General features: G+C 72.9%; 15 protein-coding genes. 7 read left to right on the forward strand and 8 right to left on the reverse strand.

The genetic code is table 11. The annotated features are described in order from the left end of the window. Window positions 1-137 precede the first annotated feature (137 nt). The 5 genes from ACFZB9_RS10070 to ACFZB9_RS10090 all read left to right on the forward strand — a co-directional run bounded on the left by ACFZB9_RS10070 (window position 138) and on the right by ACFZB9_RS10090 (window position 8,801). On the forward strand, window positions 138-1,094 hold the full coding sequence (locus ACFZB9_RS10070) for a chitinase (protein ID WP_391445462.1): 957 nt from the start codon (window positions 138-140) through the stop codon (window positions 1,092-1,094). Between the two features lie 76 nt (window positions 1,095-1,170). Then, the gene (locus ACFZB9_RS10075; protein ID WP_391445464.1) at window positions 1,171-5,385 is read left to right on the forward strand and encodes an NEW3 domain-containing protein; all 4,215 of its coding nucleotides are present in this window, start codon (window positions 1,171-1,173) and stop codon (window positions 5,383-5,385) included. After that, window positions 5,382-6,260, forward strand: a complete 879-nt coding sequence (locus ACFZB9_RS10080) for a hypothetical protein (protein WP_391445466.1) — start codon at window positions 5,382-5,384, stop codon at window positions 6,258-6,260. Before ACFZB9_RS10075 ends, ACFZB9_RS10080 begins: the two co-directional genes overlap by 4 nt. 97 nt (window positions 6,261-6,357) lie before the next feature. Next, entirely contained in the window at window positions 6,358-7,122 is a 765-nt protein-coding gene (locus tag ACFZB9_RS10085) for a class I SAM-dependent methyltransferase (RefSeq protein ID WP_391445469.1), read from the forward strand. 404 nt (window positions 7,123-7,526) lie between these two features. Further along, complete coding sequence (locus ACFZB9_RS10090) at window positions 7,527-8,801, forward strand: peptidase S8 (protein WP_391445471.1); 1,275 nt, start codon at window positions 7,527-7,529, stop codon at window positions 8,799-8,801. A 148-nt stretch (window positions 8,802-8,949) separates the two neighbouring features. Here ACFZB9_RS10090 and ACFZB9_RS10095 read toward each other — a convergent pair whose 3' ends face one another. Next, window positions 8,950-9,417: a DoxX family protein gene (locus ACFZB9_RS10095; protein WP_391445473.1), complete on the reverse strand. Its 468-nt coding sequence runs from the start codon at window positions 9,415-9,417 to the stop codon at window positions 8,950-8,952. 353 nt (window positions 9,418-9,770) lie between these two features. On the opposite strand from ACFZB9_RS10095, the gene ACFZB9_RS10100 reads away from it, so the two are divergent. After that, window positions 9,771-10,511: a class I SAM-dependent methyltransferase gene (locus ACFZB9_RS10100; RefSeq protein ID WP_391445475.1), complete on the forward strand. Its 741-nt coding sequence runs from the start codon at window positions 9,771-9,773 to the stop codon at window positions 10,509-10,511. A 42-nt stretch (window positions 10,512-10,553) separates the two neighbouring features. Here the strand turns inward: ACFZB9_RS10100 and ACFZB9_RS10105 are convergent, their stop codons facing one another. The 7 genes from ACFZB9_RS10105 to deoC all read right to left on the reverse strand — a co-directional run bounded on the left by ACFZB9_RS10105 (window position 10,554) and on the right by deoC (window position 25,467). Continuing rightward, complete coding sequence (locus ACFZB9_RS10105) at window positions 10,554-11,126, reverse strand: GNAT family N-acetyltransferase (RefSeq protein WP_391445477.1); 573 nt, start codon at window positions 11,124-11,126, stop codon at window positions 10,554-10,556. Window positions 11,127-11,131: 5 nt separating this feature from the next. Next, entirely contained in the window at window positions 11,132-17,689 is a 6,558-nt protein-coding gene (locus tag ACFZB9_RS10110) for a hypothetical protein (protein ID WP_391445480.1), read from the reverse strand. Window positions 17,690-17,694: 5 nt separating this feature from the next. Next, window positions 17,695-18,609 (reverse strand): hypothetical protein, encoded by a 915-nt coding sequence (locus tag ACFZB9_RS10115; protein ID WP_391445482.1) that lies wholly within the window; start codon window positions 18,607-18,609, stop codon window positions 17,695-17,697. 93 nt (window positions 18,610-18,702) lie between these two features. Then, window positions 18,703-21,006: a hypothetical protein gene (locus ACFZB9_RS10120; RefSeq protein ID WP_391445484.1), complete on the reverse strand. Its 2,304-nt coding sequence runs from the start codon at window positions 21,004-21,006 to the stop codon at window positions 18,703-18,705. A 133-nt stretch (window positions 21,007-21,139) separates the two neighbouring features. After that, on the reverse strand, window positions 21,140-21,715 hold the full coding sequence (locus ACFZB9_RS10125) for a hypothetical protein (protein WP_391445486.1): 576 nt from the start codon (window positions 21,713-21,715) through the stop codon (window positions 21,140-21,142). 93 nt (window positions 21,716-21,808) lie between these two features. Continuing rightward, on the reverse strand, window positions 21,809-24,070 hold the full coding sequence (locus tag ACFZB9_RS10130) for a WD40 repeat domain-containing protein (protein ID WP_391445487.1): 2,262 nt from the start codon (window positions 24,068-24,070) through the stop codon (window positions 21,809-21,811). 695 nt (window positions 24,071-24,765) lie between these two features. Next, a complete protein-coding gene (gene deoC / locus ACFZB9_RS10135; protein WP_391445489.1) occupies window positions 24,766-25,467 on the reverse strand; it encodes a deoxyribose-phosphate aldolase in 702 nt (233 codons plus the stop codon). A gap of 259 nt (window positions 25,468-25,726) precedes the next feature. Between deoC and ACFZB9_RS10140 the strand changes: the two genes are divergently transcribed. After that, a complete protein-coding gene (locus ACFZB9_RS10140) occupies window positions 25,727-26,449 on the forward strand; it encodes a GntR family transcriptional regulator (protein ID WP_391445491.1) in 723 nt (240 codons plus the stop codon). Window positions 26,450-26,545: the final 96 nt, after the last annotated feature.

Here is a 26,545-nt window from a genome sequence, read left to right on the forward strand (position 1 = left end):
CAGGGTCGAGGACGGGCGAACATGGGCGAGAGCATTGACGGGTGAGCTAAATCGCTTTAGCGTCCCGGGGCGGAGCGTCCGACGATCGGCGGACGCTCCGCGACCACCCTCATCCACCCCCACACCGGGAGGTAACCATGTCGGGTCGCCTCGCTCGTGCCTGCACGGCCCTGCTCGCGGTCGGCGCCCTCGCGCTCACCGCAGGCCAAGCCAGTGCCCACGCGCCCGCCGACAGCGGAACCCAGCACAACGCCACCGCGCTGCACCATCGCGGCAGCCCCGCACATCATGTCGTCGCCTACTACCAGACCCAGTACAGCAACGGGAGTTACGTCTCGCCGCTGCCGCTGAAGAACACCGCCACCGACATCGACGTGGCCGCCTTCCACCTCAACGCGGGCAAGAGCATCACGCTCAACGACGACCCGCCGTCCTCGCCGAAGTACACCCAGATGTGGCAGGACCTCGCCACCCTGCAGCAGTCCGGTGCGCACGTGGAGGCGATGCTCGGCGGCGCCGCCCAGGGCAGCTACGCCGACCTGCACAACGACTTCAACACGTACTACCCGCAGCTGCGCGACACGCTGCGCACCTACCACTTCGACGGGGTCGACCTCGACATGGAGGAGACCTTCTCGCTGGCCGACACCGAGCACCTGATCAACCAGCTGCGGACCGACTTCGGCAGCGGTTTCATCATCAACCTCGCGCCGGTGGCCAGCGACCTGTCCGGCGGTTCGAACTTCTCCGGCGGCTTCAGCTACAGCCAGCTGGACCAGGACATGGGCAGCAAGATCTCCTGGTACAACGCCCAGTTCTACTGCGGCTGGGGCGACCTGAGCGACACCTCCGCCTACGACGCCGTGATCCAGAACGGCTTCGACCCCTCCCGGGTGGTCGCCGGCACGGTGACCAACTCCGCCAACTGCTCGGGCTACATCGACCCCGGCCAGTTGAGCGGCACGCTGGGCTCGCTGGTCGGCGAGTACGCCAACTTCGGTGGCGTGGCGGGCTGGGAGTACTTCAACGCCGTTCCGGTGAACGGCACCGGCCCGGCCTCCTGGTACGCCGCGGCCAAGAGTGCGATGGGCTGAGGGTCGCCCAACTCGCCCGGTAGCAGCATCGAATAGCCGTTCCACCGTTTGACTGTTCAGCAGAGAGGATCGACCCGTGCCGGTCGCCATCACCGCCGTCGAATGCACCGACCTGTTCGTCGGCACCGCACAGGCACCCCGCCAGGTGCTGCGGGTGACCATCGAAGGTCCGCCCACCCCGATCGCGGTCCACGGACCGGGTGTGCGGGGCGGGGCGACCGGCACGGGCACGGTCGAGGTCCCGCTCGACCTGCCCGCGGACGCCGCCCCGGGCACCGAACTCCCGGTCACCGTCACGGCGGGGGAGGCGAGCGCCGAGGCCGTGGTCACGGTCGCCGAGCCCGGCTGGACCATGTACCTGATCTCGCACTTCCACTACGACCCGGTGTGGTGGAACACCCAGGCCGCCTACACCTCCCCGTGGGAACTGCTCTCCGGCGACGCCACCACCCGCCCGCTCTGGGAGCGCAACGGCTTCGCCCTGGTGGACGCGCACCTGGAGCTGGCGCTGCGCGACCCGGTCTACAAGTTCGTGCTCGCCGAAGTCGACTACCTCAAGCCCTACTTCGACCAGCACCCGGAGCGCCGAGCCGACCTGCGCCGACTGCTGGAGCGCGGCCAGGTGGAGCTGGTCGGCGGTACCTACAACGAGCCCAACACCAACCTGACCGGCGCCGAGACCACCATCCGCAACCTGGTCTACGGCATCGGGTACCAGCGCGAGATCCTGGGCGGAGACCCGCAGACCGCCTGGCAGCTGGACGTCTTCGGCCATGACCCGCAGTTCCCCGGCTACCTGGCCGACGCGGGCCTGACCGGCAGCGCCTGGGCGCGCGGCCCGTTCCACCAGTGGGGCCCGATCCAGAAGAACTTCCAGGTGGCCAAGGACGACGCCACCGTGATGCAGTTCCCCAGCGAGTTCGAGTGGCTCTCGCCCTCGGGGCGCGGCGTGCTCACCCACTACATGCCCAACCACTACTCGGCCGGCTGGTGGATGGACTCCTCCGCCGACCTGGCCACCGCCGAGGCGGCCGTCTACGAGCTGTACCGCAAGCTCAAGCCGGTCGGGGCGACCAGGAACCTGCTGCTGCCGGTCGGCACCGACTACACCCCGCCGAACAAGTGGGTCACCGAGATCCACCGCTCCTGGGCCAAGAAGTACCTCTGGCCGCGGTTCGTCTGCGCGACCCCGCGCGAGTTCCTCACCGCGGTGCGCGAGGAGCTCGCCCGATCCGGGCGACGTCCCAGCCCGCAGACCCGCGACATGAACCCGGTCTACACCGGCAAGGACGTCTCCTACATCGACACCAAGCAGGCCCAACGGGCAGGCGAGGTCGCGGCGTTGGATGCCGAGAAGCTCGCCACCCTGGCGGCGCTGCAGGGTCTGGGCGGCTATCCGCAGGCCGCGCTCGACAAGGTCTGGCGGCACCTGGCCTACGGCGCGCACCACGACGCGATCACCGGCTCGGAGTCCGACCAGGTCTACCTCGACCTGCTCGGCGGCTGGCGCGAGGCGCACGACCTGGCCGCCCAGGTGCGGGACACCGCACTCGACGCGCTGGTCGCCCGGATCGACACCACCGGCGAGGGCCGGCACGCCGTGGCGGTCACCAACACGCTCTCCTTCGACCGCTCGGGCACCGTCGCGGTGCGGCTGCCCGTGGGCCTGACCCAGGTGCGGGTGCTGGACGACAGCGGCACGCCGGTGGCCTGCGCCGTCGACCGGGGCACCCTGTACTTCCACGCCGACCAGGTGCCCGCGCTCGGCTGGCGCACCTGGCGGGTGGTCGACGGACCGTCAGATGCTCTGTGGCAGAGCCTCGAAGGCCTGACCATCGAGAACGCGCGGTACCGGGTCACCGCCGACCCGCAGCGAGGCGGCGGCCTGAGCAGCGTCCACGACAAGGTGCACGGACGGGAGTTGATCAGCCCCGAGCAGATCGGCAACGAGCTGCGGATGTACGAGGAGTACCCGCAGCACCCCGACTTCGGCGAGGGCCCCTGGCACCTGGTCCCCAAGGGACCGGTGGTGGGCTCGCGCTCCGGCGCCGCCGAGGTGCGGCGCGAGGCCGGCCCGCTCGGCGAGCGGCTGGTCGTCACCGGCACCGTCGACGGCCTGGCCTACGAGCAGACCGTCACGCTGTGGCAGGGCGTGGCGCGGGTCGACTGCCGCACCCGGGTGATCGACCACACCAGCGCCGACCGGCTGCTGCGGCTGCGCTTCCCGCTGGACCTGCCGGGCACCCTGCCGGTCAGCGAGGTCGCCGACGCCGTGGTCGGCCGCGGCTTCGCGCTGCCCGACGTGGACGTGGCCGAGGCGCCCTGGACGCTCGACAACCCGGCCAACACCTGGTTCGGCCTCAGCGCCACCGCCCGGGTCAGGCTCACCGGCCCAGACGGCGGCGCGCTGGGCGAGCGCGCGCTGGGCGTCGCCGAGGTGGTCGTCCCCGAGCTGGCGGCCGCCGCCGACGCCCGCGACCTGGTGGTCGCACTCGCCGCGGCCGGTGTCACCGCGACCACCGCGAGCGCCGACTGGTCCAGGTACGGCTGGCTGGACGTCGACTCCAACCTGCCGGACTTCCGGATCCTGCTCGGCGGCCCCGGGACCAACGCCGCCACCGCCGAGCTGCTGGAGCGGGCCGGCGCCGAGTACGCGGCCGTGCTGGCCGAGCACGGCCGGGTCTGGGTGCCGGCCGAGAAGCCGCTGACCGAGGTCTGGCAGCCGGGCGCCGACCTGCGTGACCTGCGCGCGCTGCCCGCCCTGGTGGTCACCGACCCCGGGCCGCTGGCCGCCGACCTGGCCGACGCCCGGATCGAGGCGGTCTGCCCCGGCGAGCTGCCGGCCGCCGAGCGGCTCACCGACCACACCGCGGCGCTGCTCACCTACGGCCTGCCCGGCTTCGCCGTCGACCCCACCGGCGCGCTGCACCTGTCACTGCTGCGCTCCTGCACCGGCTGGCCCTCCGGGGTCTGGATCGACCCGCCGCGGCGCACCGTGCCCGACGGATCCTCCTTCCAACTCCAGCACTGGACGCATGACTTCAGCTACGCCCTGGTCAACGGGGAGGGCGACTGGCGGGACCTGACGCTGCCCGCCCAGGGGCAGGAGTTCAACCACGGACTGCTCGCCCGGGTGGTGCCGGCGCAGGACGGACCGCTGCCGGCCACCCGGTCCTGGCTGCGGGTCGAGCCCGCCCGCGAGGTGCGGCTGAGCACCCTCAAGCCCACCGGTGACCCGATCGCCGCCGGGTCGGCGGCCGTGCTCGACCCGGCCGCCGGGATCACCCTGCGGCTGGTCGAGTCCACCGGCCTCGGCCGCACCGCGCGCCTGAGCGGCGCGCTGGAGTTCGACGGCCTGCACCGGGCCGACCTGCTGGAGCGCCCGCAGGCGCCGGTGACGGGGGAGCTGGAGCTGACGGGGGCGCAGGTCGCCACCCTCACCGCGCACCCGCGCGGTGCGGTGGGCGCACCGGCCGGCGCTGAGCCGCTCGGCCCGGTCGCCGAGATCGCCCAGCCCGTGCACTCCCGCTACTGGCTGCACAACCGCGGCCCGGCCCCGATGGGCTACCTGCCGGTCTCGGTGGGGATCAGCCCGGGGCTGCTGACCTGCGCCGACGCGGCGGGCGAGCCGCTGGAGCTGTCCGTGGTGCTCGCCTCGCAGCTGCGGGACGCGGCCGTGGAGGGCACCGCCGAGGTGATCGCGCCGGACGGCTGGCAGGTCGACCTGCGCCGCCGCCCCTACCGCCTGGACGCCGCCGGACACCTGCGCTTCCCGGTCACCGTGACCCCGCCCGCCGGCACGCCGTCCGGCCTGTACTTCGTCGCGGTGCGCACCGAGCACGCGGGACAGTGGATCGAGGACGTGACCACCGTCGCGATCGGCGAGCTGCCCGAGCTGCTGCCGGCCCCCGGCGAGCCGCTGGACGACTGGGGCAAGGCGCAGGGCACCAGCTCGGAGATCGGGCGCGACACCGGCCTGCTCGTCGAGTCCGCCGCGGCCGAGCTGCGGGTGGCACCCGGTGGGCGGGGCTGGCTGGAGGTGGTCCTCACCAACCGCACCCGGGGCGAGATCCGCGGCGAGCTGCAGACCGTCTCCCCGTGGGGCACCTGGACGGCGCTCGGCGCGCCGGTGGCCGGCTTCACGCTGGCACCGGGGGAGCGGCAGACCTTCGGCTTCGAGGTCGCGCCGCCGCTGGACATGGACCCGGGCTCCTACTGGGCGGTCACCAAGGTGATGTGGTTCGGCCGCTGCCAGTACGCGCCCACCGTCGCGCTGGTGGTGGCGCCGTGACGGCTGTGCCTGCCGCTCCTGCCGTGCCGGCCGTGCCGGCCGTGCCGGCCGTGCCGGCCGTGCCGGCCGTGCCGGCCGTGCCGGCTGTGCCTGCCGTGTCTGCCATGCCGGTGCTCGCCGAACCGGTCGGCCTGCTCGGGCTGTTGGACGGACGCCCGCTGCCGCGCACCGAACTCGACCGCCGGCTCGCCGCGCTGCGTGAGGGCCCGCGCGCCTCGGCGCTGCCCCTACCCGGCAGCGGCGAGGACCGGCAGCTGACCCGCTGGGTGGCCCAGGTGGTGCTCACCGAGCAGCTCTGCCGGGCCGAGGCCGCCGCGCGCGGGCTGGACTGCGCCGCCGCCGAGCCGGTGCGCCTGGACCAGCGGGCCGCGGTCGAGCTGGGCTCGATCGCCGCGGCGGCGTACGAAGGCAGCGCCGCCGTCCGCGCGGTCTTCGCCGCCGTGACGGCCACCGTCGAGGCCACCGCGGCCGAGGTCGCCGCCTACCGCGACTCGGTCGCGGGCGCCCGCGACCCGGCCGTCACCCGCTGGCAACTCAGCACTCCTGACGGTGACTTCGAGGCCGACCCGGACTCCCTCCCGGCCGACCTCGCCGCCGCCCTGCGCAGCGCCCCGGCGGGGGAGCCGGTCACGGTGGGGGGCTGGACGGCGGCCCTGACCGGTCGGCGGCCGGCAGCGGGCGCGGTCGACGCGGCCGACGGCGGTCCCGATGCCGACGCCGACATCGACGCCATGGCCGGACAGCTGCGCGACTGCGCGCGGCGGATCTCCTTCGTCCGCTGGCTCGACCGGGCCCGCGCCGAACGGCTCACCCTGGTCCCGGGCTTGGAACACCCGGGCGACCCGGCCCAGCCGGACAACCACCACCGGCACTGACCGGGCCGCCACCGCGTTGGGTGAATCAGCTGATCAAGGAAGCCCGGATGGTTAGCGTGAGCCCTGGTCGAATCCCTTGATCAGGAGGCCCGGCGAGATGACATCCGAGGAGACGGCGCAGCGCGCGCAGTACGACGCGATAGCGCGGCGGTACGACCGGCACAGTGCGGTCAGCCCGTACAACACCCTGCTGGAGCGGCCGGCCGTGCTGGCCGCCTGCCCGCCGTTGGCCGGCCGCAGAGTGCTCGAAGTGGGCTGCGCGGGTGGCCGGTTGACCGAGCTGCTGGTGGCGCGCGGCGCGTCGGTGGTCGGCTTCGACGCCAGCGCCGCGATGGTCCGGATCGCCCGGCAGCGGGTCGGTGATGCGGCGCGCCTGATCGTGCACGACCTGCGCGAGCCGCTCCACTTCGCACCGGACGCCGCCTTCGACGTGGTGGTGGTCTCGCTCTGCCTGCACTATCTGCGGGACTGGGTACCGGCCCTGGCCGAGCTGCGCCGGGTGCTGGTGCCCGGCGGCGTCGTGCTGATCTCCACCGGCCACCCGATGGCCGAAGTGCGCCTGTCGACCAGCGGCGACTACCACGCGGTGGAGGAGGTGCACGACGAATGGCCCACCGAGGAGGGGCCGCCGCTCGCCGTCCACTTCTTCCGCCGCCCGCTGAGCTCCTCGCTGGACAGTGCCCGGCAGGCGGGCCTGGTGCTGCTCGACCTGATCGAGCCGCGCCCCGACCCCGCGCACCGCGCGGCGTACGGCGCGGCCTTCGACGCGGTGTACGCGCAGCCGGTGTTCCTGCTCCTCGTGCTGGGCCGGCCGTTGGAGGAGAAGGCGCCCCGAGATGGCACGGGAGAGCACCGAGAGTGACGACCCATTCCTGAGTGTTTGCTGAAGGACTGGACCAAGTACCTGAGTGAGGGCGCTGATCTCGATGAACGCGGCCTGGCCGACCACCAAAAGTCCGTCAGGGCGGGCGACTGAGCCCCCGTCAGGCATCTTTCGCGCCGCGGCCCATCGTCAGCCCAAGCACTGGTGATGACCGTGCGGAGAAGATGGAGACAGCGGGTGAGGGGAGGGGATCGTGTGCCGACCCTGCCGCACCCGTTGTCTGACGAGTTCATGCAAATCTAAGGTCATGCCCAGCCGCAATCAAGGCGCGTCACGGCGGGGTGAACCACCGTCAGTGTCCGCGTGCGGCTGGAGTCCTCGGCACCCCACGCCCAGGACCGACCCCCACATTCCGGTTCACCAGAACAGAGGAGCACGTTACCTTGCGTACCTCCGTCACGCCCGCCGTCCGGCGCGCCGTCCTGGCGGTCACCGCCGCCGCCGGCCTCGCCGTCTCCGGTTTCGCCGCGATACCCGCAGCGGCCGCCCCGGCGAGCACCGCTCACCAAGGGGTGAGCTTCGCGCGTTCCTGTGCCGACCCGCTGCCCGGCTACCTGGCCTGTAACGCCCTGCGTGTCACCGGCGGGACCGTCAAGGCCCACGCCAAGGGCCTGCACGCCAACGCCAAGGCCGCCAAGGCCGACGCCTCGGTCTCCGGCTTCGGCCCCACCGACATCCAGAGCGCGTACAACCTCACCTCGGCGGCCGCCTCCAACGGCGCCGGCGAGACGGTCGCGATCGTCGATGCCCAGGACGACCCGAACGCCGAGTCCGACCTGGCCGCCTACCGCAGCCAGTTCGGCCTGCCCGCCTGCACCTCGGCCGGCGGCTGCTTCACCAAGGTCGACGAGACCGGCGGCACCAACTACCCGTCGCCGGACCAGGGTTGGGCCGGGGAGATCTCCCTGGACCTGGACATGGTCAGCGCCACCTGCCCGAACTGCAACATCCTGCTGGTGGAGGCCGCCTCGGCCAGCACCCAGGACCTGGGCACCGCGGTGAACCAGGCGGTCTCCATGGGCGCCAAGTTCGTCTCCAACAGCTACGGCGGCTCGGAGAGCTCGGACGAGGTTTCCTCGGCCGACCAGTACTACAACCACCCGGGCGTCGCCATCACCGCCTCGGCCGGTGACAGCGGCTACGGCGTCGAGTACCCGGCCGCCTCCCCCTACGTCACCGCGGTGGGCGGCACTTCGCTGACCGCCGACTCCAGCTCCCGTGGCTGGAGCGAGTCGGTCTGGGGCACCAGCGCCGGCGGCGAGGGCACCGGCTCCGGCTGCTCCCAGTACGAGGCCAAGCCCAGCTGGCAGACCGACAGCGGCTGCAGCAACCGCACCGTCGCCGACGTCTCCGCGGTCGCCGACCCGGCCACCGGTGTCGCCGTCTACGACACCTACGGCGCCTCCGGCTGGAACGTCTACGGTGGCACCAGCGCCTCCTCGCCGATCATCGCCTCGGTGTACGCGCTGGCCGGCAACCCGAGCGCGGCCGTCCCGGCGGCCGACGCCTACGCGAACACCTCCGCGCTGAACGACGTCACCAGCGGCTCCAACGGCAGCTGCGACAGCAGCGCCTCGTACCTGTGCACCGCGGGCGCCGGCTACGACGGCCCCACCGGCCTCGGTACCCCGAACGGCCTGGCGGCCTTCACCGGCTGACCTCACGCCCGGGTCGACTGATCGTCAAGTCGACCGAACCGCTGCCGCGAAGCGCCAGGCAGGCGCTCCGCGGCAGCGGGCTGTCGGCCGAAGACCGGCGGGCTGTCGGCCGTCGCACGTGCCTGCTGTGCGGTGTCCGACGAGCCTGCTAGGCAGGCAGCTTGGCGGGCCGCCGGACGGGGGCGGTGCCCAGGTCGGCGACCGCGTCGCGGCGCAGCAGCGAGTCGAGTGCCAGGCTGCCGGGGCCGATCACGGCGATGGTCAGGAAGATCCAGCAGAACAGCACCGAGAGCTCGCCGCCGTTCTGGATCGGCCACAGCGCGTGCTCCTGGTGGACCGTGAAGTACGCGTAGGCCATCGAGCCGGAGCAGAGCAGCGCGGCCGCCCTGGTGCCCAGGCCCAGCAGGACCAGGACACCGCCCACCAGTTGGATGAGCGCGGCCCACCAGCCGGGCCACTGGCCGACCGGCAGGCTGTGGCCGCCGTGGGTGCCGCCGAGGACGCCGAAGATCGAGGAGGCGCCGTGGCAGGCGAAGAGCAGTGCGGTGACGATCCGGAACAGCCCTAACACGTGGGGCGTCGCCTGCTCGGGCAGCCGGCGGGGGGTGACGGCCATCGATGGCTCCTTCGGTGACGATGGGGGACGGGTTGCCGCGCGGGCGCGCGGAGCCTGGTGCGGGAGTGCGGGAGTGCGGGAGTGCGGGGGTGCGGGGGTGCGGGAGTGCGGGAGTGCGAGGTGCGGTGTCCGAGCGCGACGCGTGGGCGGGGCTGGACCGAGGGCCGTCCGTGCCGGCCGCGCGCCGGTGATCATCATTGACGTGATGGCGTCAAGTCTGGCCTTGCTCAGGGTGCCTGACCACCCCTCGATGCTCAGAGAATCGTCTGAGGGGGTGGCCCGATCGCCGGTCGAGCCCTAGGGGAGCGCCTTAATCGGTTGCCGCCGGGGAGGCGGGAGCGGACACTGGCGCGGTGTTCTCAGATGCCGAAGCAGCAGCCCTGTACGACCTGTTGAACCCCTGGGATCCCGACCGCCGGCCCGGGGACCGCTTCTACTTCCCGCTGATCATGGGCGCGGAGTCGGTCCTGGACGTCGGCTGCGGGACCGGCGCCATGCTGCACGTCGCCCGCGACCGCGGCCACCGGGGCCGCCTGGTCGGCCTGGACCCGGACCGCGCCGCCCTGGACCGCGCCCGCCGCCGGAGCGACGTCGAGTGGATCGAGGGCACCGCGGCCGAGGCCAGGAGCGGCGCCGGCTTCGACCTCGCCGTCATGACCGGCCACGCCTTCCAGAACCTGGTCACCGACGAGGAGTTGCGCGCCTCACTCGCCGCGATCCACGCCGCCCTGCGCCCCGGCGGCCGGTTCGCCTTCGAGACCCGGCACCCGCAGGCCCGCGCCTGGGAGGGCTGGACGGCGGCGAACCCGGAGGACATCAGCGAGGTCGTCACCGAGACCGGCCGGGCCCTGCGCTACTGGCACGAGGTCGAGTCCGTCATCGGCGACGTGGTCACCTTCCACGGGACGGTCGCCGACCCGGACGGCACGGTGCTGCGCGTGCTGAGCGAGAGCCTGCGGTTCCTCGACGTCGCGGCGCTGGGCGGCTTCCTGGCCGAGGCGGGCTTCGAGATCGAGGCGCAGCACGGGAGTTGGGACGCCGCGCCGATCGACGGGTCCAGCCGCGAGATCATCACGATCGCCCGCCGCGGGTAACTGCTCGCACCGCGCGGTCAGCAGGGAACCTCCGGGACCAGCTCAGCAGAGATCCTCCGGGACCAGCGTGGCGTGCACGGCGTCGTGCAGCCGGTGGCTGCCGGAGCTGCGGAACAGGGCCGGCCGGTAGCCCGCCCGACGGAAGCCGATCCAGGCGCCCATCACCTGGCTCGGCATGTTGTCGGCCGCCGCGTAGGCGTCGATCCGCGCCAGGCCCAGCTGCTCGAAGCCGAACCGGCAGATCAGCCGCAGCGCCCTGGTCGCCGTCCGCAGGCTGCGGGCCTCCGGCAGCAGCCACACGACGACCTCGGCGCTCTCCGTCTCGGCCCGGAAGTCGACCAGTTCGGCCCACCCCACCGCCGGCCCCGCGCCGAGGGCCACCGCGAAGTAGGCGGCCCGGTCCTCGGCCCACAACCGCGGCGGAACCCGGTCGAGCCACTCCGCGGCGGCCGACCGGTCCCGGTGCGGGATGACGCCCTGCAGGAACTCGCGCACCACGGGATCCCGGGTGCCGGCCAGCACGGTGTCGGCGTCCTGCTCGGCGCTGGGCGGCCGGAGCAGGACGTCACCGTCGACCAGGGTCGGCGGTCCGGGCAGCGAACTCGGCGGTCGCATGCCGGTCACGACCTGGGCCGCTTGAGGTCCTGGACGCTGTAGCCGTCGCTGTCGTCGCCGCTCTCCTCGTCGCTGCTCTCGTCCGCGCTGTACTCCGGCTCGCTGACCTCCGGCCCCTGGCGCTTGCCGATGAGAGTGGCGTCGTCCGGGACGTGAACCGTGTAGTGGTCGTTCTGAAGGTCCAGCTCGATGGGCGGTCGGACCCGGCCGGGCTGGAGGATCAGTGGCGACACCTTGAGCACTGGCAGGTCGCCCGGCCGGTGGATGCGGATCTCCACGCCGAGCGCGGAGGCGACGATCCGGGGTGCGAGGTCGCCGGCATCCCCGGCCCAGTTGCCGGTGGTCGCCAGGGTCTCGACGACCTTGTCCATGGTCACCCCGTTCTGCTGCGCGTAGGTCCGGACCTCGTTCAGGTTCTCGTCCTGCAGCACCCAGTCGGTGACCCGGCTCCGGAGGTCGAGCGCGGCGTGGTGCGAGGGCGCGGTGCCGTTCGCGGCGTTGACGGCGTGGTAGAGGCAGTCGCCGTCGCGCGGGATGGTGCTGCCGAGCATCGCGGATTCGAGCCGGAGCGAGAAGTCGCCCTGGCTCGGCTGGGTGGCCTCGGGGGTCGCCTCGTACTCGTCCAGCGCCTTCTGGAACGCGTTCGTGGCGTTCTCCTGCGCCTTTCTCCGTGCGCCCACCCCGGTCGGGATCGCGTCGTAGTACGTGGTCAGCGCCGCCAGCGCCTTCGGCGCGTTCGTCGGACGGTCGGCGCTGGTGACCGCGTCCAGCCAGTCGCCGAGCTTCTTGGCGTGCGGTCCCGCGTGGAACGTACCGAGGGCCCCCAGCGTGAACTCGTCGCGGTGCTCGGCCCACGCCTGCTGCACCGCTTGCTCGCCCTTGTCCTTGAAGACCAGGGACATCCCGCGGTCCCAGTTCTCCAGCCCGCGCAGGTAGCCCCTGGCCGTGATCGGGGGCAACTCGGTCCCCGACCTCAGGGGGCGGAGATTCTTCTTGGTGAACGTGCGGCCTGCGAGTTGGTTGATCGCCTCTTGGTCGACCGGCCCCAGGACCTCGGCGTGCGCCTTCCAGTCCTGGTACGAGTGCGCCAGGTCCTTCAGCCCCATGCCGTACGGCGCCGCCCCGTCGAAGTGGCTCGCCAGCGCCTTGGGCCCGACGGGGGCCCCGTCGTGCCCGCCCTTGGCGACCGGCAGATCGATCTCGCCGCTGCCGCTGGCGGTGCCGCCCTGCAGGTGGTCGGGGAAGCTCGCGAACGGCATCTTCTGGTGGACCGTCACGAAGGTCTCCAGGAGGCCGCCCAGCTTCCGGGACACTTCGTGGTCGCTTGCGGAGTCCAGTGTGCTGAGCTGCTTCTGGGCCTCCTTGATGGCCTTGAGGTCGTCGGCGTGGCCCGGAATGTCGCGGACGACGGTCTCCATACCGCTGAACCGGTCGCCGAGCCAGTTGCCCAGCTCCCTGGTGCCCCGCCCCTCGAAGGAGAGCAGCGTTCCGCGCAGCAGCGACCACGACCCCGTGTGGGAGAGCTGTCCGCCACCGCCGAACTGCGTGGGGGGACGGTCCTTGTCGCTCAGCATGATGCGGCCGACCCGGGGCCCGTCCGCTCCGCCCGGCTTGACCGAGACGTCCGCGAGGAAGCCCTGCTTCGGCTGCTTCCCGGAGCCGTAGGTGTCCGGCGGTGGGTTGGTCTTGGTGAAGCCGAGATCCTCGAGGATCGCCGGGCCCTCCTTGCCTTCCATCAGCTTGGGGAAGGAGCGGATCAGGCCACGGGCCAGGTGCCGCTTCGCGGCGACCACGTCCTCCGGCGTCAGCGACTTGTTCTCCTTGAGGTCGAGCAGCTTGTTGCGGACGACGTTCCCGATGTTGTTCTCCCCCACCGGCTCCTCGTCGCTCTCGTCACCCGTGCCCTTGTCCTCCTGGGGCTTCGGCTCCTTCGCCGCGTTCTGCTCGGCCTGGTCGAGCCCCTTCATGGTGGAGTGCTCACCGCGGCCGACGGCCCGGCCGTCGGCGAACGAGGCGAAGCTGGTCAGCTGCGACAGCTCGACGTAGCCCGAGAGCAGGTCGCCCAGCTGCTCATGCCACTCGTGCAGCGGCTGCTCGCCCGGCGGGGCCTCCGGCAGCCGGTCGAGCCGGTCGAGGATGTCGTCCCAGCGGGTCGCCACCTTCGCCGCGTCCTTGGCCTCGGCCCCGGTGCCGCGCGGCTTGTACTCCCGCAGCTCCTTGACTTCGGTCTTGAGCTCGGTCCACAGCTGGTGGGCATTGCGCCCCGCCAGTCCGCCGACCGCGCGCCGGGTCAGCGTCCAGGGCACCGTGTGCGAGCGCTGGTTGCCTCCGTAGCGGGTCATCGGGCGGTCGGCGGAGATGGAGATCTCGCTCACCGTCACCTCGTGGCCGGCGAGCTTGTCCGTCCGGTCCTCCGGTACGTCCAGGTGCACCCCCACCGGCAGCGGGCGGCGCTGCTCGACCGGCGGGCGCGGCGGGCCGGTCCGGGAATCCTGCGAGCCACTGCGCATCGACTCGTCGGAGTCGCTCTCGGACTCGGTTTCGGAGTGCCGGCCCATGGAGGCATCGGAGCCCCGGCCCATGGACGTGTCGGACACCCGGCCCATCGACGCGTCGTCGTCACTCTCGCGCTCGGATCCGGAACCCATGGAGACGTCGGAGCCGTCGCGCTTCAACGGCGCCACCGGCGGTGCCGGCGGCGGGTCGTGGCGCGCGGAGGAGCCGGGGCGGGCCGTCGGCTCGTGCTGCTTCGGCATGGGCGGGGGCGGCGGCGCGAGCGGGGGCTCGTGCTGCGGGGGCACGGTGGCCTCGGGCTGCTGGTGGTCCATGCCGGTGTCCGCCGGCTGCTGGTGCTCCTGGTTGATGGTCGGGGGTTCGTGCTGTTCCTGGACGGTGGTGGGGTCGTGGTGCTCCAGCACGGTGGTCGCCGGCTCGTGGTGCTGCGTGGGTGCGGCGGGGGGCACGTGCTGTCCCGGCACGGCGGGGGGTTGGTGCTGCGGGGGCACGTGCTGCCCGGGCACGGCGGGGGGTTGGTGCTGCGGGGGCACGTGCTGCCCGGGCACGGCGGGGGGTGTGTGCCCCGGCGGCGGGGGAGGGGTCCCGTCGTCGCCCAGCATGGTGCGGACGGCCTCGTGCAGGTCGTGGTCCTCCTGCACCGCGTTGATCGGGTTGGCGGGCTCCGGGTGGATCGCCTGCGGGTCCTTGCCGTACAGCCGCTCCATCAGCGGGAGCAGGTCCGGCTCGTTCTCCTTCACCCACTCGGGGCCGTTGTTGCGCGCCTCGCCGGTGTAGAGGTCCGTGCCGTGGTTGGTGCCGAGGTAGGCGTTGCTGACCTGGGCGAAGTACTCCAACTCGTCGCGCGAGGCGTAGTTGTCGTTGTCGGTGTCGTGCAGGTTCCGGGAACCGTCGGACCAGTTGATCGGCGTCTCCTCGCCGAACATCCTGGTCATGTCGTCGGTGTTGATCTTGCCCTGGTACGCCTCGGTGATGGTCTTCCGGTCGGCGGGCGACAGGCCGTACTGGTGGATGTTGTGGGCGAACTCGTGCGTGGAGGTGGAGTAGCCGTCCGCGTAGTCCCCGGCACCCGGCACGGTGGTGTGCCCACCGAGCAGGTTCTCCTCGGCGAAGGCCGTGTGCAGTCCGCCCGAACCGCGCACGGTGTCCCACGCGCGGCCGCCACCGGAGGCCCCTCCCGCCGTGGCGCCGGCCAGGCGCTCGAACGCGGGCACGTCGGTCATCCTGACGCCCTTGGGCACCACCGTCACGGCGGCGCCGCGCTTGAGCAACTCGGCTGCCACGTGCGGGTCCTGGAGCATCCGCGCGACCTGGGCCCGGGCGGCCTCGCGGGCCGCGACCGGCTGCTCGCTGCGCGGGTCGGCCTCCACCATGAAGCGCGCGGCGGTGTGGGCGAACTCCTCCGGCGGCAGCTCGTCGCGCAGGCGGTCGACCAGCTCCGGGTTCCGGGCGAGCCAGCGCCGCCCGTTCGCGTCCAGGCTGCTGATGGCCTTGGCCCGGTCGGCCGGTGTCATCCCGGGCAGCTTGTCGACGAGTTCGTTGGCGTGACCGAGGTCCGTCGTGCGGAAGACGTCGCGGCTGTGACCCTCCGCCATCCACTTGGTGTGGGAGGTCAGCACGGGCGGCCGGTTGTCCACGGGCTTGGTGGCCGCCTGCCGCGTACCGCCCCCGGCCGACCGGCCGGTGCCGGTGCCGGTGCTGGTACCGGGTGGCGGCGCGGGCCGGTCCGAGCCGGGACGCGGCCCGGCAGGGCGCTCCGGAGCCGGACGCAGCCCCCCGAACGAAGTGGTCGAGCGGGGGGCGCCGGGCGCCGGTGGCGGCGGAGGGGTGTCCGGCGTGTCGTGGCGGGGCACGGCGGTGGGCGTGGCGAAGGCGGAGCCCTCGGCGCGGCCACCACCGCCCGCGCCCGCGCCCGCCGGAACGTTCACGGGCGGTGCGCCGGCCATGACCGGCTGCTGCTGGGCCTCGTGGTCGCCGCCGCCGTGCGAGGAGGCGGGCGCGGCCGACGGGGACGGCACGTGGACGGCGGACGGGTCGACGGCGACCGCGCTGTGGACGGGCGCGGGCATGCTCGTGTCGTCGAGGTGGACGCCGGACAGGACCGGATGCGGGACGGCGGACGACTGGGAGGCCGGCGCTTCCACCGGGGTCGGGGCGTCGGTGCGGATCTGGGTGCTCTCGACCGGGGTCGGGGCGTCGGTGCGGATCTGGGTGGTCTCGACCGGGGTCGGAGCTTCGGGCCGGATCTGGGTGGTTTCGACTGGGGTTGGGGCGTCGGTGCGGATCTGGGTCGTCTCGACCGGCGTCGGTGCCTCGGTGCGGATCTGGGTGGTCTCCACCGGGGTTGGCGCTTCGGTGCGGATCGGGGTGCTCTCGACCGGGGTCGGAGCTTCGGGCCGGATCTGCGTCGTCTCCACCGGCGTCGGGGCAGGGGCCTCCCGCGGGGTCTCGACGGTGGGCGTCGGGCGGACAGTCTCCTCCGGCGCCGGGGCGTCGGTGCGGATCTGGGTGGTCTCCACCGGCGTCGGGGCTTCGGGCCGAATCTGGGTGGTCTCGACCGGGGTCGGAGCTTCGGGCCGGATCTGCGTCGTCTCCACCGGCGTCGGGGCAGGGGCCTCCCGCGGGGTCTCGACGGTGGGCGCCATGGGCTCGGGCTCGTGCACGGCCGACCGGTTCTCGGCCGGCAGGTCCGTCGGCGTGGGCGAGCGGTCCGCGTTCAACTGCACGGGAGCAGCGGGCTGCGGCTCGGGCTCGGGCTCGGGCTCGACGCGTGAGGATCCCGTCGTCCGCCCGCCGGTCGAGCCGACCGAACCGGTCGACCCCGTCGAGCCAATCGGTTCCGTCGAGCCGCCGCGGTCGGCGCCGTTGCCGGTCGGTGAGCCGGTGTCGCGCTCCAGGGTGAAGGGTGACAGGCCGTGCGGAACGGTGCCGCCGCCGTCGTCCTGGGACGACGTGTCCTTCACCCCGCGGAACGTCGAGCCGGACCCGGACCCGGACCCGGACCCGGACCCGGTGCCCGAGCCCGTGCCGTCGAGCCCGGTTCCCTCGCGGTCCCCGAGGTTCGGGTTCCCGCTCTTGGTGAAGACGGGCTTCCCGGTCGAGTCGAGGTGGGGCTGCCCCGGGGGGAGGTCGTGGTGCGGGATCTCCGGCGACGGCGGCCCGGAGTGCCCCCGGAACGCGCCGGCGGCGGCGTGCGCACCGGCGGCCCCGGCCCCGCCGAGACCCGAGCCGAGCAGGGTACTGCCGTCGACGTGCCCGGTGGTGATCGCCTGCGTGGTCGCGTCGGTGGCGACGCCCACCGCCGCTCCGGTGGCCATCTTGCCGGGGACGGTCCCCATCACGCCCTTGAGACCGAGTGCGGCCCCGCCCTCGCCGACGCCCTTGCCGATCAGGTGCCCGGCCGCACCGGCGACCGCTCCGCCCTCCGCGGCCTGCCCGACCTCCTTGAAGTCGATGCTCTTGCGGTGGCCCTGGGCCACCTCGATGCCCTGGGCCATCAGGTTGATGGCCGCCATCTGGGCCGCCTGCTTGGCCGCCATCGTGACGACCTCCTTGAGGAAGGCCTTGAGCAGCGCCTGCACGGCCGCGCGGCCGGCCGCGATGGCGATCGGGATCTGCGCGAGCGAGACGCCCAGGGTCTCCGGCGCCTCGGCCTCGGCCGTCGCGATGTCGAAGGCCAGGATGGCGAGCGACGCGATGATCTGGATCTTGGCGGTCTCGGCGGAGTTGGCCATCTCCTCCAGCATGTCGCCCATGCTGTTGCAGGAGTCGACCAGCCCGGGGAAGTAGCCGGGCTGGTCCGCGGTGCCCTTGCCGACCGTGTACTGCGCCCAGAAGGTGGTCAACGACTCGGCCGCGGCGCCCTGTTGCCCGTCCAGCGCCTGTTTGACGGCGTTGTCGGCGGCGTGTCCGGCGTCCTCCACGCTCTTCGCCGTCTTGCGCCAGCGGTCCGCCATCTCCCGCAGAGCGTCCTCGTCGGCTTCGGGCCAACGGGTGCCGGCGAGCAGCATCAGGACCCACTGCAGGGGTTCGGGCAACTCGACTGCCATGGTGCTCAGCCCTTCCCGTTCACGGGGGTGCGGTCCTGGACGGTGCCGACCCGGTACATCGGCTCGCGGGGCAGGATCGGGCTGACCTGGCCGGCCACCGTCTCCATCGGCTGCAGCGGCGCGCTCTGCGACGCCGGAGCGTCCGCGCTGTTCATGTCGCCCTGGACGGAGCCGTCGGCCCCCTCGTAGCCGTCGGCCATCGCCTTCAGCCCGTCGGCGACGTACTTCAGGCCGTCCGGCATGCCGTTGAGGGTCTTCAAGGTGTCGGCGCTGTACTTCAGGTAGCCCTTGTCGCCGTCCGCGAACTTCTTGCCCGACTCGTCGTTGCCCCACGGCGCCTGGCCCTCCATGGTGGAGAGGAAGGCGGTCATGCCGGTGCTGAGCTCGGTGAGCTGTTCGACAGCGGCGAGCAGGGGCGAGACCGCCGCGCGGTAGCGCGACGGGTCGACCGCGAAGCCGCTGCCGGCCGCTCCGCCGGATGTGCCACCTGTCGGGTTGCTTGTCGAACTGCTGGAGTAGGGCGTCATGTTGGTGAGGTTGCGGGGTGTGGCGTCGACGGCGGAGAGCGGTGTTTCGGTGGTGAGGTTGCGGGGTGTGGCGTCGACGGGGGAGAGGGGTGTTTCGGTGGTGAGGTTGCGGGGTGTGGCGTCGACGGGGGAGAGCGGTGTCTCGGTGGTGAGGTTGCTGGGTGCGTCGGCCAGGTACGGCGTGACGCTGGTCGGGGTGGTGGCGTCGACGTTGAACGGTGTTTCGGTGGTGAGGTTGCGAGGTGTGGCGTCGACAGCGTAGAGCGGTGTTTCGGTGGTGAGGTTGCGGGGCGTCTCGGCCAGGTACGGCGTCGTGCTGGTCCCACCGCCGGATGCGTCGGCGGAGTACGGCGTCATGGTGGTATCCGCGGCGGTGCGGGAGTCGTCAGCCATGGGTCTTCCGAATCAGTCTGAGGAACGTGGTCGGTGGGTCCGTCCGGAGTCTGCGAGCCCCGCCCGCGTCACGGGGGCGGGGCTCGCAGATCCCTAGGCCGCTCCGGCGCCTTCGAGCGCCCCGGCGTCGGCGAGCTTGGCGAGCGCCGCCCGCAGGAAGGGGCTGGGCACCTGGTAGCCGCCCTCCTCCCGCAGCGGCGCCTTTTTGGGAGCGGCCGGCGCGGCGTCGGACTGGGGTGCGTCCGGGTGGCCGCGACGGGCGGCGGCACTCCTGGCCCGGTCGAAGTAGGAGTCCTCGGCGGACGGCGGCGCGGCCTCGGTCGCCGTCCGATCCGCCGCCTCCTCGTGGACCCGCGCCTCGTGGGCCGGCGCCGCGCCGCCCACCAGTGCCGTGCCGTCCCCGCCCGGCCCGGCCGCGGGGGCCGCGTCGGGGTCGGTGCCCAGGATCGCGCTGGTCAACTGCGTGGCCAGGGTGTGCTTTTCCTCGGTGGTCTGCGGTCCGGCGGTCGGCTCCGCAGCGCGGTCCTCGACCGCCCCGCCGCCCTCGGTGCGGGCGCCGTCCAGCCAGTTGCGGCGCAGCCGCTGCCAGCTGCGGTCGCCCTGCCGCGCGTCGCCGGCCACCCCGACGATGCCCCGGTCGGTCAGCGCTGCCTCGTCCTCCTCGTCCGCGATCTCGGCACCGAACCGGGTTGGCCGGACGTACTTGGACTTGCCCTTGCGCTCCGTCTTGCCCGCGCCGCCGCCTCGCCCGAGCGCGCCGGCCCCGCCCGCCATGGGCGTCCCGCTGCGCGCGGCGCTGCCGGCCCCGCCGGCGGACCGCGCCGCCTGCGAGCCGAGCGAGGCGGCGGTGGACTCGGCCGCGCCGACCTCCCCTGCGACGGAGCTGCCCAGGGCCGCGCTGCCGGCCGCCCCCGCGAGGTTGGCCCCGCCCACTCCGCTGCCGCTCGCGTCGCCGAGGTTCAGGCCGCTGCCGCCCCCGCCGCCGACGCCTGAGCCGCCGAGCCCGAGGCCGCCGCCTCCGCCGCCTCCGCCGCCGCCCCCGCCGAAGCTGCCCGAGCCACCCGTGCCGCCGGTGCCGTCGTTGAGCCCGGCGAGCGACAGCGAGCCGAGCTTGTCGGTGCCGCCGGGCGTGGGGAGGTTGAAGGGGATCTTCGTCCCGCTGCCGATGTCGGAACCGCCGGTCGTGCTGATCGGCGCGGGGAAGTTGAGACCGGTCATCGGCCCGCCGCTGGAGGAGGGGTTGCCGGTGTTGAGGGGGTCGCGCCCGGTGAAGGAGGGCAGCGTGGGGGACCCGCTCTGCCAGGGGCTCAGCTTGGAGGTGCCGGTGTTGCCGGTGGAGTAGATGTTGGGGGTGCACCCGGGCGTTCCGTCCAGCCCGGCCAGGTCCAGCTTCGGGGCGGTCGTCGACAGCGGCTGGAAGACCGGCATGCCGTCCTTGCTCATGGGCGATGTGGGGGCGGTGCCGGTGTCCGTCATGAACGGCTTCAGCTGCCCGGTGCCCGGCAGGCTGAACGACGGTGAGGTGCCGTCCTTCGACTGGAGGGACGGCATCGTGGCGTTGGGCATCTGGAACGGCAGCGGCGCCTGTGTCCCGCCGGGGCCGCCGGAGGTGCCGCTGGTGCCGAGGCTGTACGGGGTGATCCCCGGGGTCCCCGTGCCCCCGGGGCCGCCGGCCATCGTGCCGTCCGGCATCTTCAGCGCGTCGACCTGGGTGGGCAGCGGCAGGCCGTTGGGCCCCAGCGCATCGACGCCGGTGGGCAGCGGCGGGCCCGACGTCGTCCCGTTCGGCAGGCCGGTGACGGGGTTGATCCCCGAACCGCCGGAGGGGCCGCCGCCGGGCAGCTTGCAGACCGCGCCCGCGCCGGTCATCGCCTCCACGAAGCCGCTGTTCTGACGCAGCATCGTGTTGACGTTGGCGCCGACCTGGCCGATGTAGGAGTTGTAGAGGTCGGCGGCCTTCTTGACGCCGTCCGACTGCGCGATGTCGTCGTGCTTCCCGGCCGGGTTGTTGGCGATCCACTCCTTGGTGTACTGGAGTTCGCGGATCATCTCGGTCTTGGTGTGCGCGACGGCGGTGCTCGCCGAGTGCAGCGAGTCGCCGATCGCCCGCCCGGCCGCCAGCGTGGTCGCCGCGTGCGAGTCCTCCCCGCTGCCGTACTTGCGCAGGTAGTCCTGGAAGCTGTCCGCCGCCTCGCCCGACATCGACGACGCGGCCTGCGAGGCGCTGCTGACGATGGCCGGGATGTGGCTCTCGGCCACGGACTTCCAGGTGTCCCAGGCCTGCGCGAGCTGCCCGATCAGGTCTTCGTCCGCGTTGGGGAAGACGATGCTCGAACCGTCCTTGTTGCTCTGGACGGTCTTCAGGACCTCGGCGAGATCACTGGGCAGTTCGATCACGGCGACGCACTCTCCTCGACGGGACGGTTCGGCTTGGCCAGGACGGGTGAAAGCCAGGACGGGTGAACGGGTGTGCGGCGGCGCGCCGCGGCTCCACCGGGCCGGGTCTGCCCGGCCCGGTGGAGGGTCCTGCTCAGATCAGCTGGTGCCCACCGCCCCCGGCGCCGCGCTGGACGCCGACGTCGTTGGCGGGCTGCTTCTTCGTGCTGTCGGCGGGCAGGGTCGGCGCGGTCGGATCCTTGTACGTCGGATCCTTGGTCGGGTCGTCCTGGTAGGCCTTGCCCTTGGTCGGGTCGTCCGTGGGGGTCGGCGTCGGATCGGTCCTGATCGGCTCCCGGTCCGGCAGGGTGGGCGAGGTGGTGTCGCCGTTGTTCCCGATGCCCTTCAGGTTGGCGGCCTGTTCGCCGTCGTTCGTGCGGTGGCGCTGGCACATCAGGGTGAGGTTCTGCGCCATCGATGTGGAGTTCGTCAGGTAGTCCTGGATGCCGGCCAGCACCTGCTTCTGGTGGTCGGCGAGGCCGCCGACCGAGGAACTGCCGCCGGTCAGCGCCTTGCCGAGCGCGTCGGTGCCGTACACCGACGGCTGGACCTGCTGGATCACCGCGTTCAGCTTCGCCGTGGCGGTGGTCAGCTCGTCCAGCAGGCCGTGGATCTTTTTCGCGGTCGCCTCGACCGTGTCCAGGTCGATCTGTACGCCGGTACCAGCCATCAATTCCCCCCGCGGGCTTCCTAGAGTCGGCTGTGGACAGCCGGGACGACAGAGCGGACCTCCGGGTGCCGACGCGCAGCGCCGGCCCGGAGGTCAGAGCGTGGTGACCCCGCCCGGGCCGACGACCGTGAGACCGGTGTCCGCGAAACTGATGGCGAGCGCGGCCTGGGCCAGGCCCGCCTCGTTGAGCAGGGTGCCGCTCGGCAGGTGCCAGAGCCGCAGGGTGCCCTGCTCGTCGCCGGCGGCCAGCAGGGTCTCACCGTCGAGCTCCTGCGCGACCAGCGTCCGCACTGCCGCCGAACCGCCGGTGAGCGCGGCGACCCGGCTCCCGTCGTGCACCTCCCAGACCAGCACCGACCCGTCGGTGCCGCCCCCGATCACCACCGGACGCCCGCCGAACACCCCGAACGCGATGGTCTCGGCGGGTGCGGCCAGGCCCTCGCAGACCGGGCCCGCCTGCCCGCTGACGCCGTGCCAGAGCCGTACCGTCCGGTCGCGCCCCGCGCTCACCAGCAGCAGGTGGCCGCCGGCCTCTCCCGCGGCGAGCGCGGTGACACCGCCCTGGCCGGTGGCCAGCTGGAGCAGGGGCGTCCCGTCGAGCGCCGACCGGACCCGCAGGGTGCTGTCCGCGCCCGCGGACACCAGCGCCGGGACGGCGCCGGCGCCGCCGGCACCGAAGGCGAGCCCGGTCACGGCGCCCGCGTGCGGGGCGGGCACGGGGAGCGCCGCGCCGTCGCGCAGCGCGTGACTGCGGACGGCGCCGGCGGCCGTCCCGCAGACCAGCACCGGTCCGTCGGGGCCGCCCTGAGCGAGCGCCAGCGAGGTGATCGGGCCGCCGTCCGGGGCGAGCGCGTAGAGCTCGACGCCGATCCCCGCGTCCCACAGCCGCAGCGTGCCGTCGCCGTATCCCGCCGCCAGCATCGGACGGCCCGTCAGCTCGCCGCCCGCCAGCGCGGTGACCGGGTGCACCGCCGCGCCCGCGACCGCGAACTCGCCCAGCGTCGAGCCGGTCGCGGCGACCCAGCGCGAGAGCCGGCCGTTCTGCTGCCCGACCACCAGCACCGGGCCGGCGCCCGAGGCGACGGCGACGATGCCGGTCAGCCACTCCTCGCCGACCGGCCAGCCGTGCAGGGCCTCGGCCCGGCGGACGTCCCAGGTGCGGACCGTTCCGTCCAGCGCGCAGGAGGCCAGCACCGGGCGGTCCGCCACCTCGGTGAAGGCGAGCCCGGTGACGGTCGCGGTGTGTCCGTCGAGTTCGGCCACCGGCTGGCCGGTCGCCAGGTCCCAGAGCCGGATCCGCCGGTCGGCGCCGCCCGAGGCCAGCACCGCCTGGTCGCCCAGGCTCAGCACCGCGAGCGCGGCCACCGGTCCGATGTGCCCGACCAGCAGGTGCAGTTGCGTTCCGGAGGCCACGTCCCAGACTCGGATCACCCCGTCCTGGCCGGCCGCCGCCAGCAGGTCGAGGTCGGCGCAGCGTGCGGCGCAGAGCACGTCGGCCCCGTTGCCGTTGACCGAGAGGGTGCCGAGTGCCTGGCCGGTGTCGGCGCGCATCGCCCGCACGTCACCCCCGTCGGCGCCGCCGGAGAAGGCCAGCGGCAGGTCCTGGACCAGGGCCGCCGCCACGGCCTGGGCGCCCTCGCCGCCCGAAGTCCCGTGCAGCACCGCGCCCGAGACGGCGTCCCAGACCTGCACCGCACCGTCCGCACCGCCGACGGCGAACAGCTCGCGGCCGGCCACGGCGCCGAGCGCCACCGCCGTCGGCAGCAGCCCCGCCTCTGGGCCCGAGCCGCCCAGGGGCTGCGCGTCGTCCAGGGCGGTGAGGCCGAACGAGCCGTCCGGTTCGGCCAGCGCGTAGGCCGTGCGGCCGCGCACCACGCCGATGGTGGCCACGGCCCGGCCGGTGTCGACCGCCGCCGTGGCCGGGTCGAGCCGCAGCAGGGCCGCGGGCAGGGCGGCCGGGTCGGCCGGGCGGAGCACCCGTGCGGCCAGCGCGTCGAGCAGCGCGGCGAACGCGGGCACCGGGTGAGCGGTGCCCTCGCTCCACACCGCGTCGGCGTTCCCGGGAACGCCGGTACTGGTCAGGCTGCGTGTCGCACCCGCCGGGGCCGCACCCGCCGGCGCACCGGCGGGTGCGGTGCGCAGCTCGGTGGCGACCCGGCGCAGGAACGCGGTGTCGGCCGTGCCCGTCCGGACCTGGGCCCCGGCCGTCACGCGGAACGCGCCGTCCAGGCCGAGGAACACCTCGGTGGCACCACCCGGCAGGTGGTCCGCGCCTTCGCTGAGCAGCCGTAGGCCGGCAACGGCCGATCCGGCGCCGGCTGGTTCGGCGCTGGCTGGTCCGGCGATCTCCGACATGCGGATCCTCTCTCCTGTTCACTCACCTGGTAGGGCCGACCAGTGGTCAGCAGGGTCTCCGGGGCAGGGGCTCGGCGCGCGTGGGCCGCGTGCGGGCCGGTGCCGGAGGAGGTACGGAGTCAGGGCTGCGGCGTCGCTCGCGCGGGGCGCGAACTACGGGCGTAGACCTGACGCGACGTCAAGCACTCCCGCGATAGGACGACGGCAACCCGCGAGCGGTTCCCCTCAACACGGGGGCGGTTCCCGTCAATTCGGGAGCGGGGGTGGCGGGGCGTTTCCCGCAGCTGGCTGGACGTCAAGGCCCATGACCTCCGAGGGTGTGGAGTTCGCGCTCTGAGCAGCGCCTCCGGCCCGATCCGCGCATCCGCGCGAGACGTCCGATTCCCCCATGGCCACGGTTGGCGGCACGGCTGAAGACGATGCGGACAGGCTCATCGATCCCCCTCGTGGTGCCTGGCGGGGATATCAGACCATGTTGCTGGTGGTTGATCAAATTTCATGTGTGAAGGCTGCCCGAAAGGGCACCGGCGGGCACCGGCGCCATGGGAAGGCCGTATCAGCGGGAAAGCCGTATCAGCCGGTGCCGACTGTCAGGTGCGGCACCGGCTGATACGGAGTCAGGGGGACGGGCTTCGGGCGGACGGGCTCCGGGGGAGGCCCCGGGACAGCCCCTGGGGCAGCGTCTGGGACAGACCCTAGGAGAGGCCCTGCGCGAGGCGGGCGGCGAGATCGTCCAGCATGGCGGCGGTGGTGGTGGCACCGAACCGCACGGCTCCGGCGTCGACCATGGCGAACAGCACGTCGAGGGTGCGGACGCCCCCGGCGGCCTTGACCTTCACCCGCTCGGAGACGGCGGAGCGCATCAGCCGCACGTCCTCCAGGGTGGCGCCGCTCGGGGCGAAGCCGGTGGAGGTCTTGACGTAGTCGGCGCCGGCCTCCTCGGTGAGACGGCAGGCGCGAACCTTCGCCTCGTCGGTGAGGTACGCGTTCTCGAAGATCACCTTCACCAAGGCCCCACCGGATCGGGCGACTTCGACGACGGCGCGGATGTCGTCCAGCACCGCCCGGTCGTCGCCGCCCAGCAGTCGGCCGATGTTGAGGACCATGTCCAGCTCGCGCGCGCCGTCCGCCAGCGCGGCCCGCGCCTCCGCGACCTTGGCCGCGGTCACCGAGGCCCCGTGCGGGAAGCCGACCACGGTCCCGACCAGGACGGAGGTGTCCCCCAGCGCCTCGGCGGCCTGCTGCACGTCGGCCGGCTTCACGCAGACCGAGGCGACGTTGTAGCGGGCGGCCAGGGCGCAGCCCTCGTGCACGTCGCGCGCGGTCAGTTCGGGGCGCAGCAGCGAGTGGTCGATCATCTTGGCGACCTGGGCGACGGTGAGGCTGGTGGTGTTCACAGGCCTGTTGTCCCTACCTGGTGATGGGTAATCGAGGCATGAGCGGAATCAGCGCGTCCCTGGCACCATAGAGCAGGAGCGCTCCAGCTGTCTATACAGGTAGGAGGGCGACCCCCGGCACGGTGACCATGTGTCGCATCCGATACCGCGAGTGTCACGGTTTCGGGCAGCATTCTGTGGATCTATGTCCGGATAAGTCCTGTTTGATCCGGTTGACTAGACAGCTGGACAGATGGTTCGATCCAGAAGGGAACGGCGTATGAGCGCGGACTTTGCCCCCAGGTACCACCAGATCGAGCAGGTCCTTAGGGGGAGGATTGCGCAACAGCGAGCACATGACCCGTTGCCCTCGGAAAACGACCTCTGCGCCGAGTTCGGAGTCAGTCGTATGACTGCCCGGGCGGCCCTGCAGGGCCTGGTTGCCGAAGGTCTGATCTACCGAGTGTCCGGCCGCGGTACTTTTGTTTCCGAGCCACCCGCCCGACGGCGTGCGGAGAACTTGGTCCGCTTCAGTGAGGAAATGCGCCGAAGAGGGCGTGTGCCTTCGTCGAAGCTCATTTCATCGGAATCCAGAAAGGCGCAAGCCGACGAGATCCATCGCCTCCGTCTGACCGACCCCGCCCAGGTCGTCGCCGTCACCCGGATCCGCCTCGCGGACGAAATCCCGGTGGCACTGGAACGGGCGGTCTTCCCGGGGGAGCTCTCGGCCCTCCTGGAGATGGATGCTGCCACGCACTCGATCCATGAGGCGCTGGTCAGCCTGGGGAGATATCCCCAGCGGGGTTACTCGTCCATCGGGGCGGACATCGCCGGAGACCTCGAATCCCATTTGCTGGGCATTCCCACCGGATCCGCGCTGCTCATCGAGAAGCGTCTCATCCTGGACCAGGACGACCGGCCCATCGAACTCACCGAGTCCCGCTACGTCAGCAGCCGGTATGTGCTGGACGTCGCCTTCGAGGTGGATGCGTCGGGCGAGTAGGTCCGCCGGCTCCTCGGTGGGGAGCAGAGAAAAACCCATAGGGATCCCCTCGCCAACCGCTCCTGGCGGGTGCACTGACATGTCATTTTTCGGGAA

It is taken from the genome of Kitasatospora sp. NPDC008050 (assembly GCF_042957465.1).
Classification (GTDB): Bacteria; Actinomycetota; Actinomycetes; order Streptomycetales; family Streptomycetaceae; genus Kitasatospora.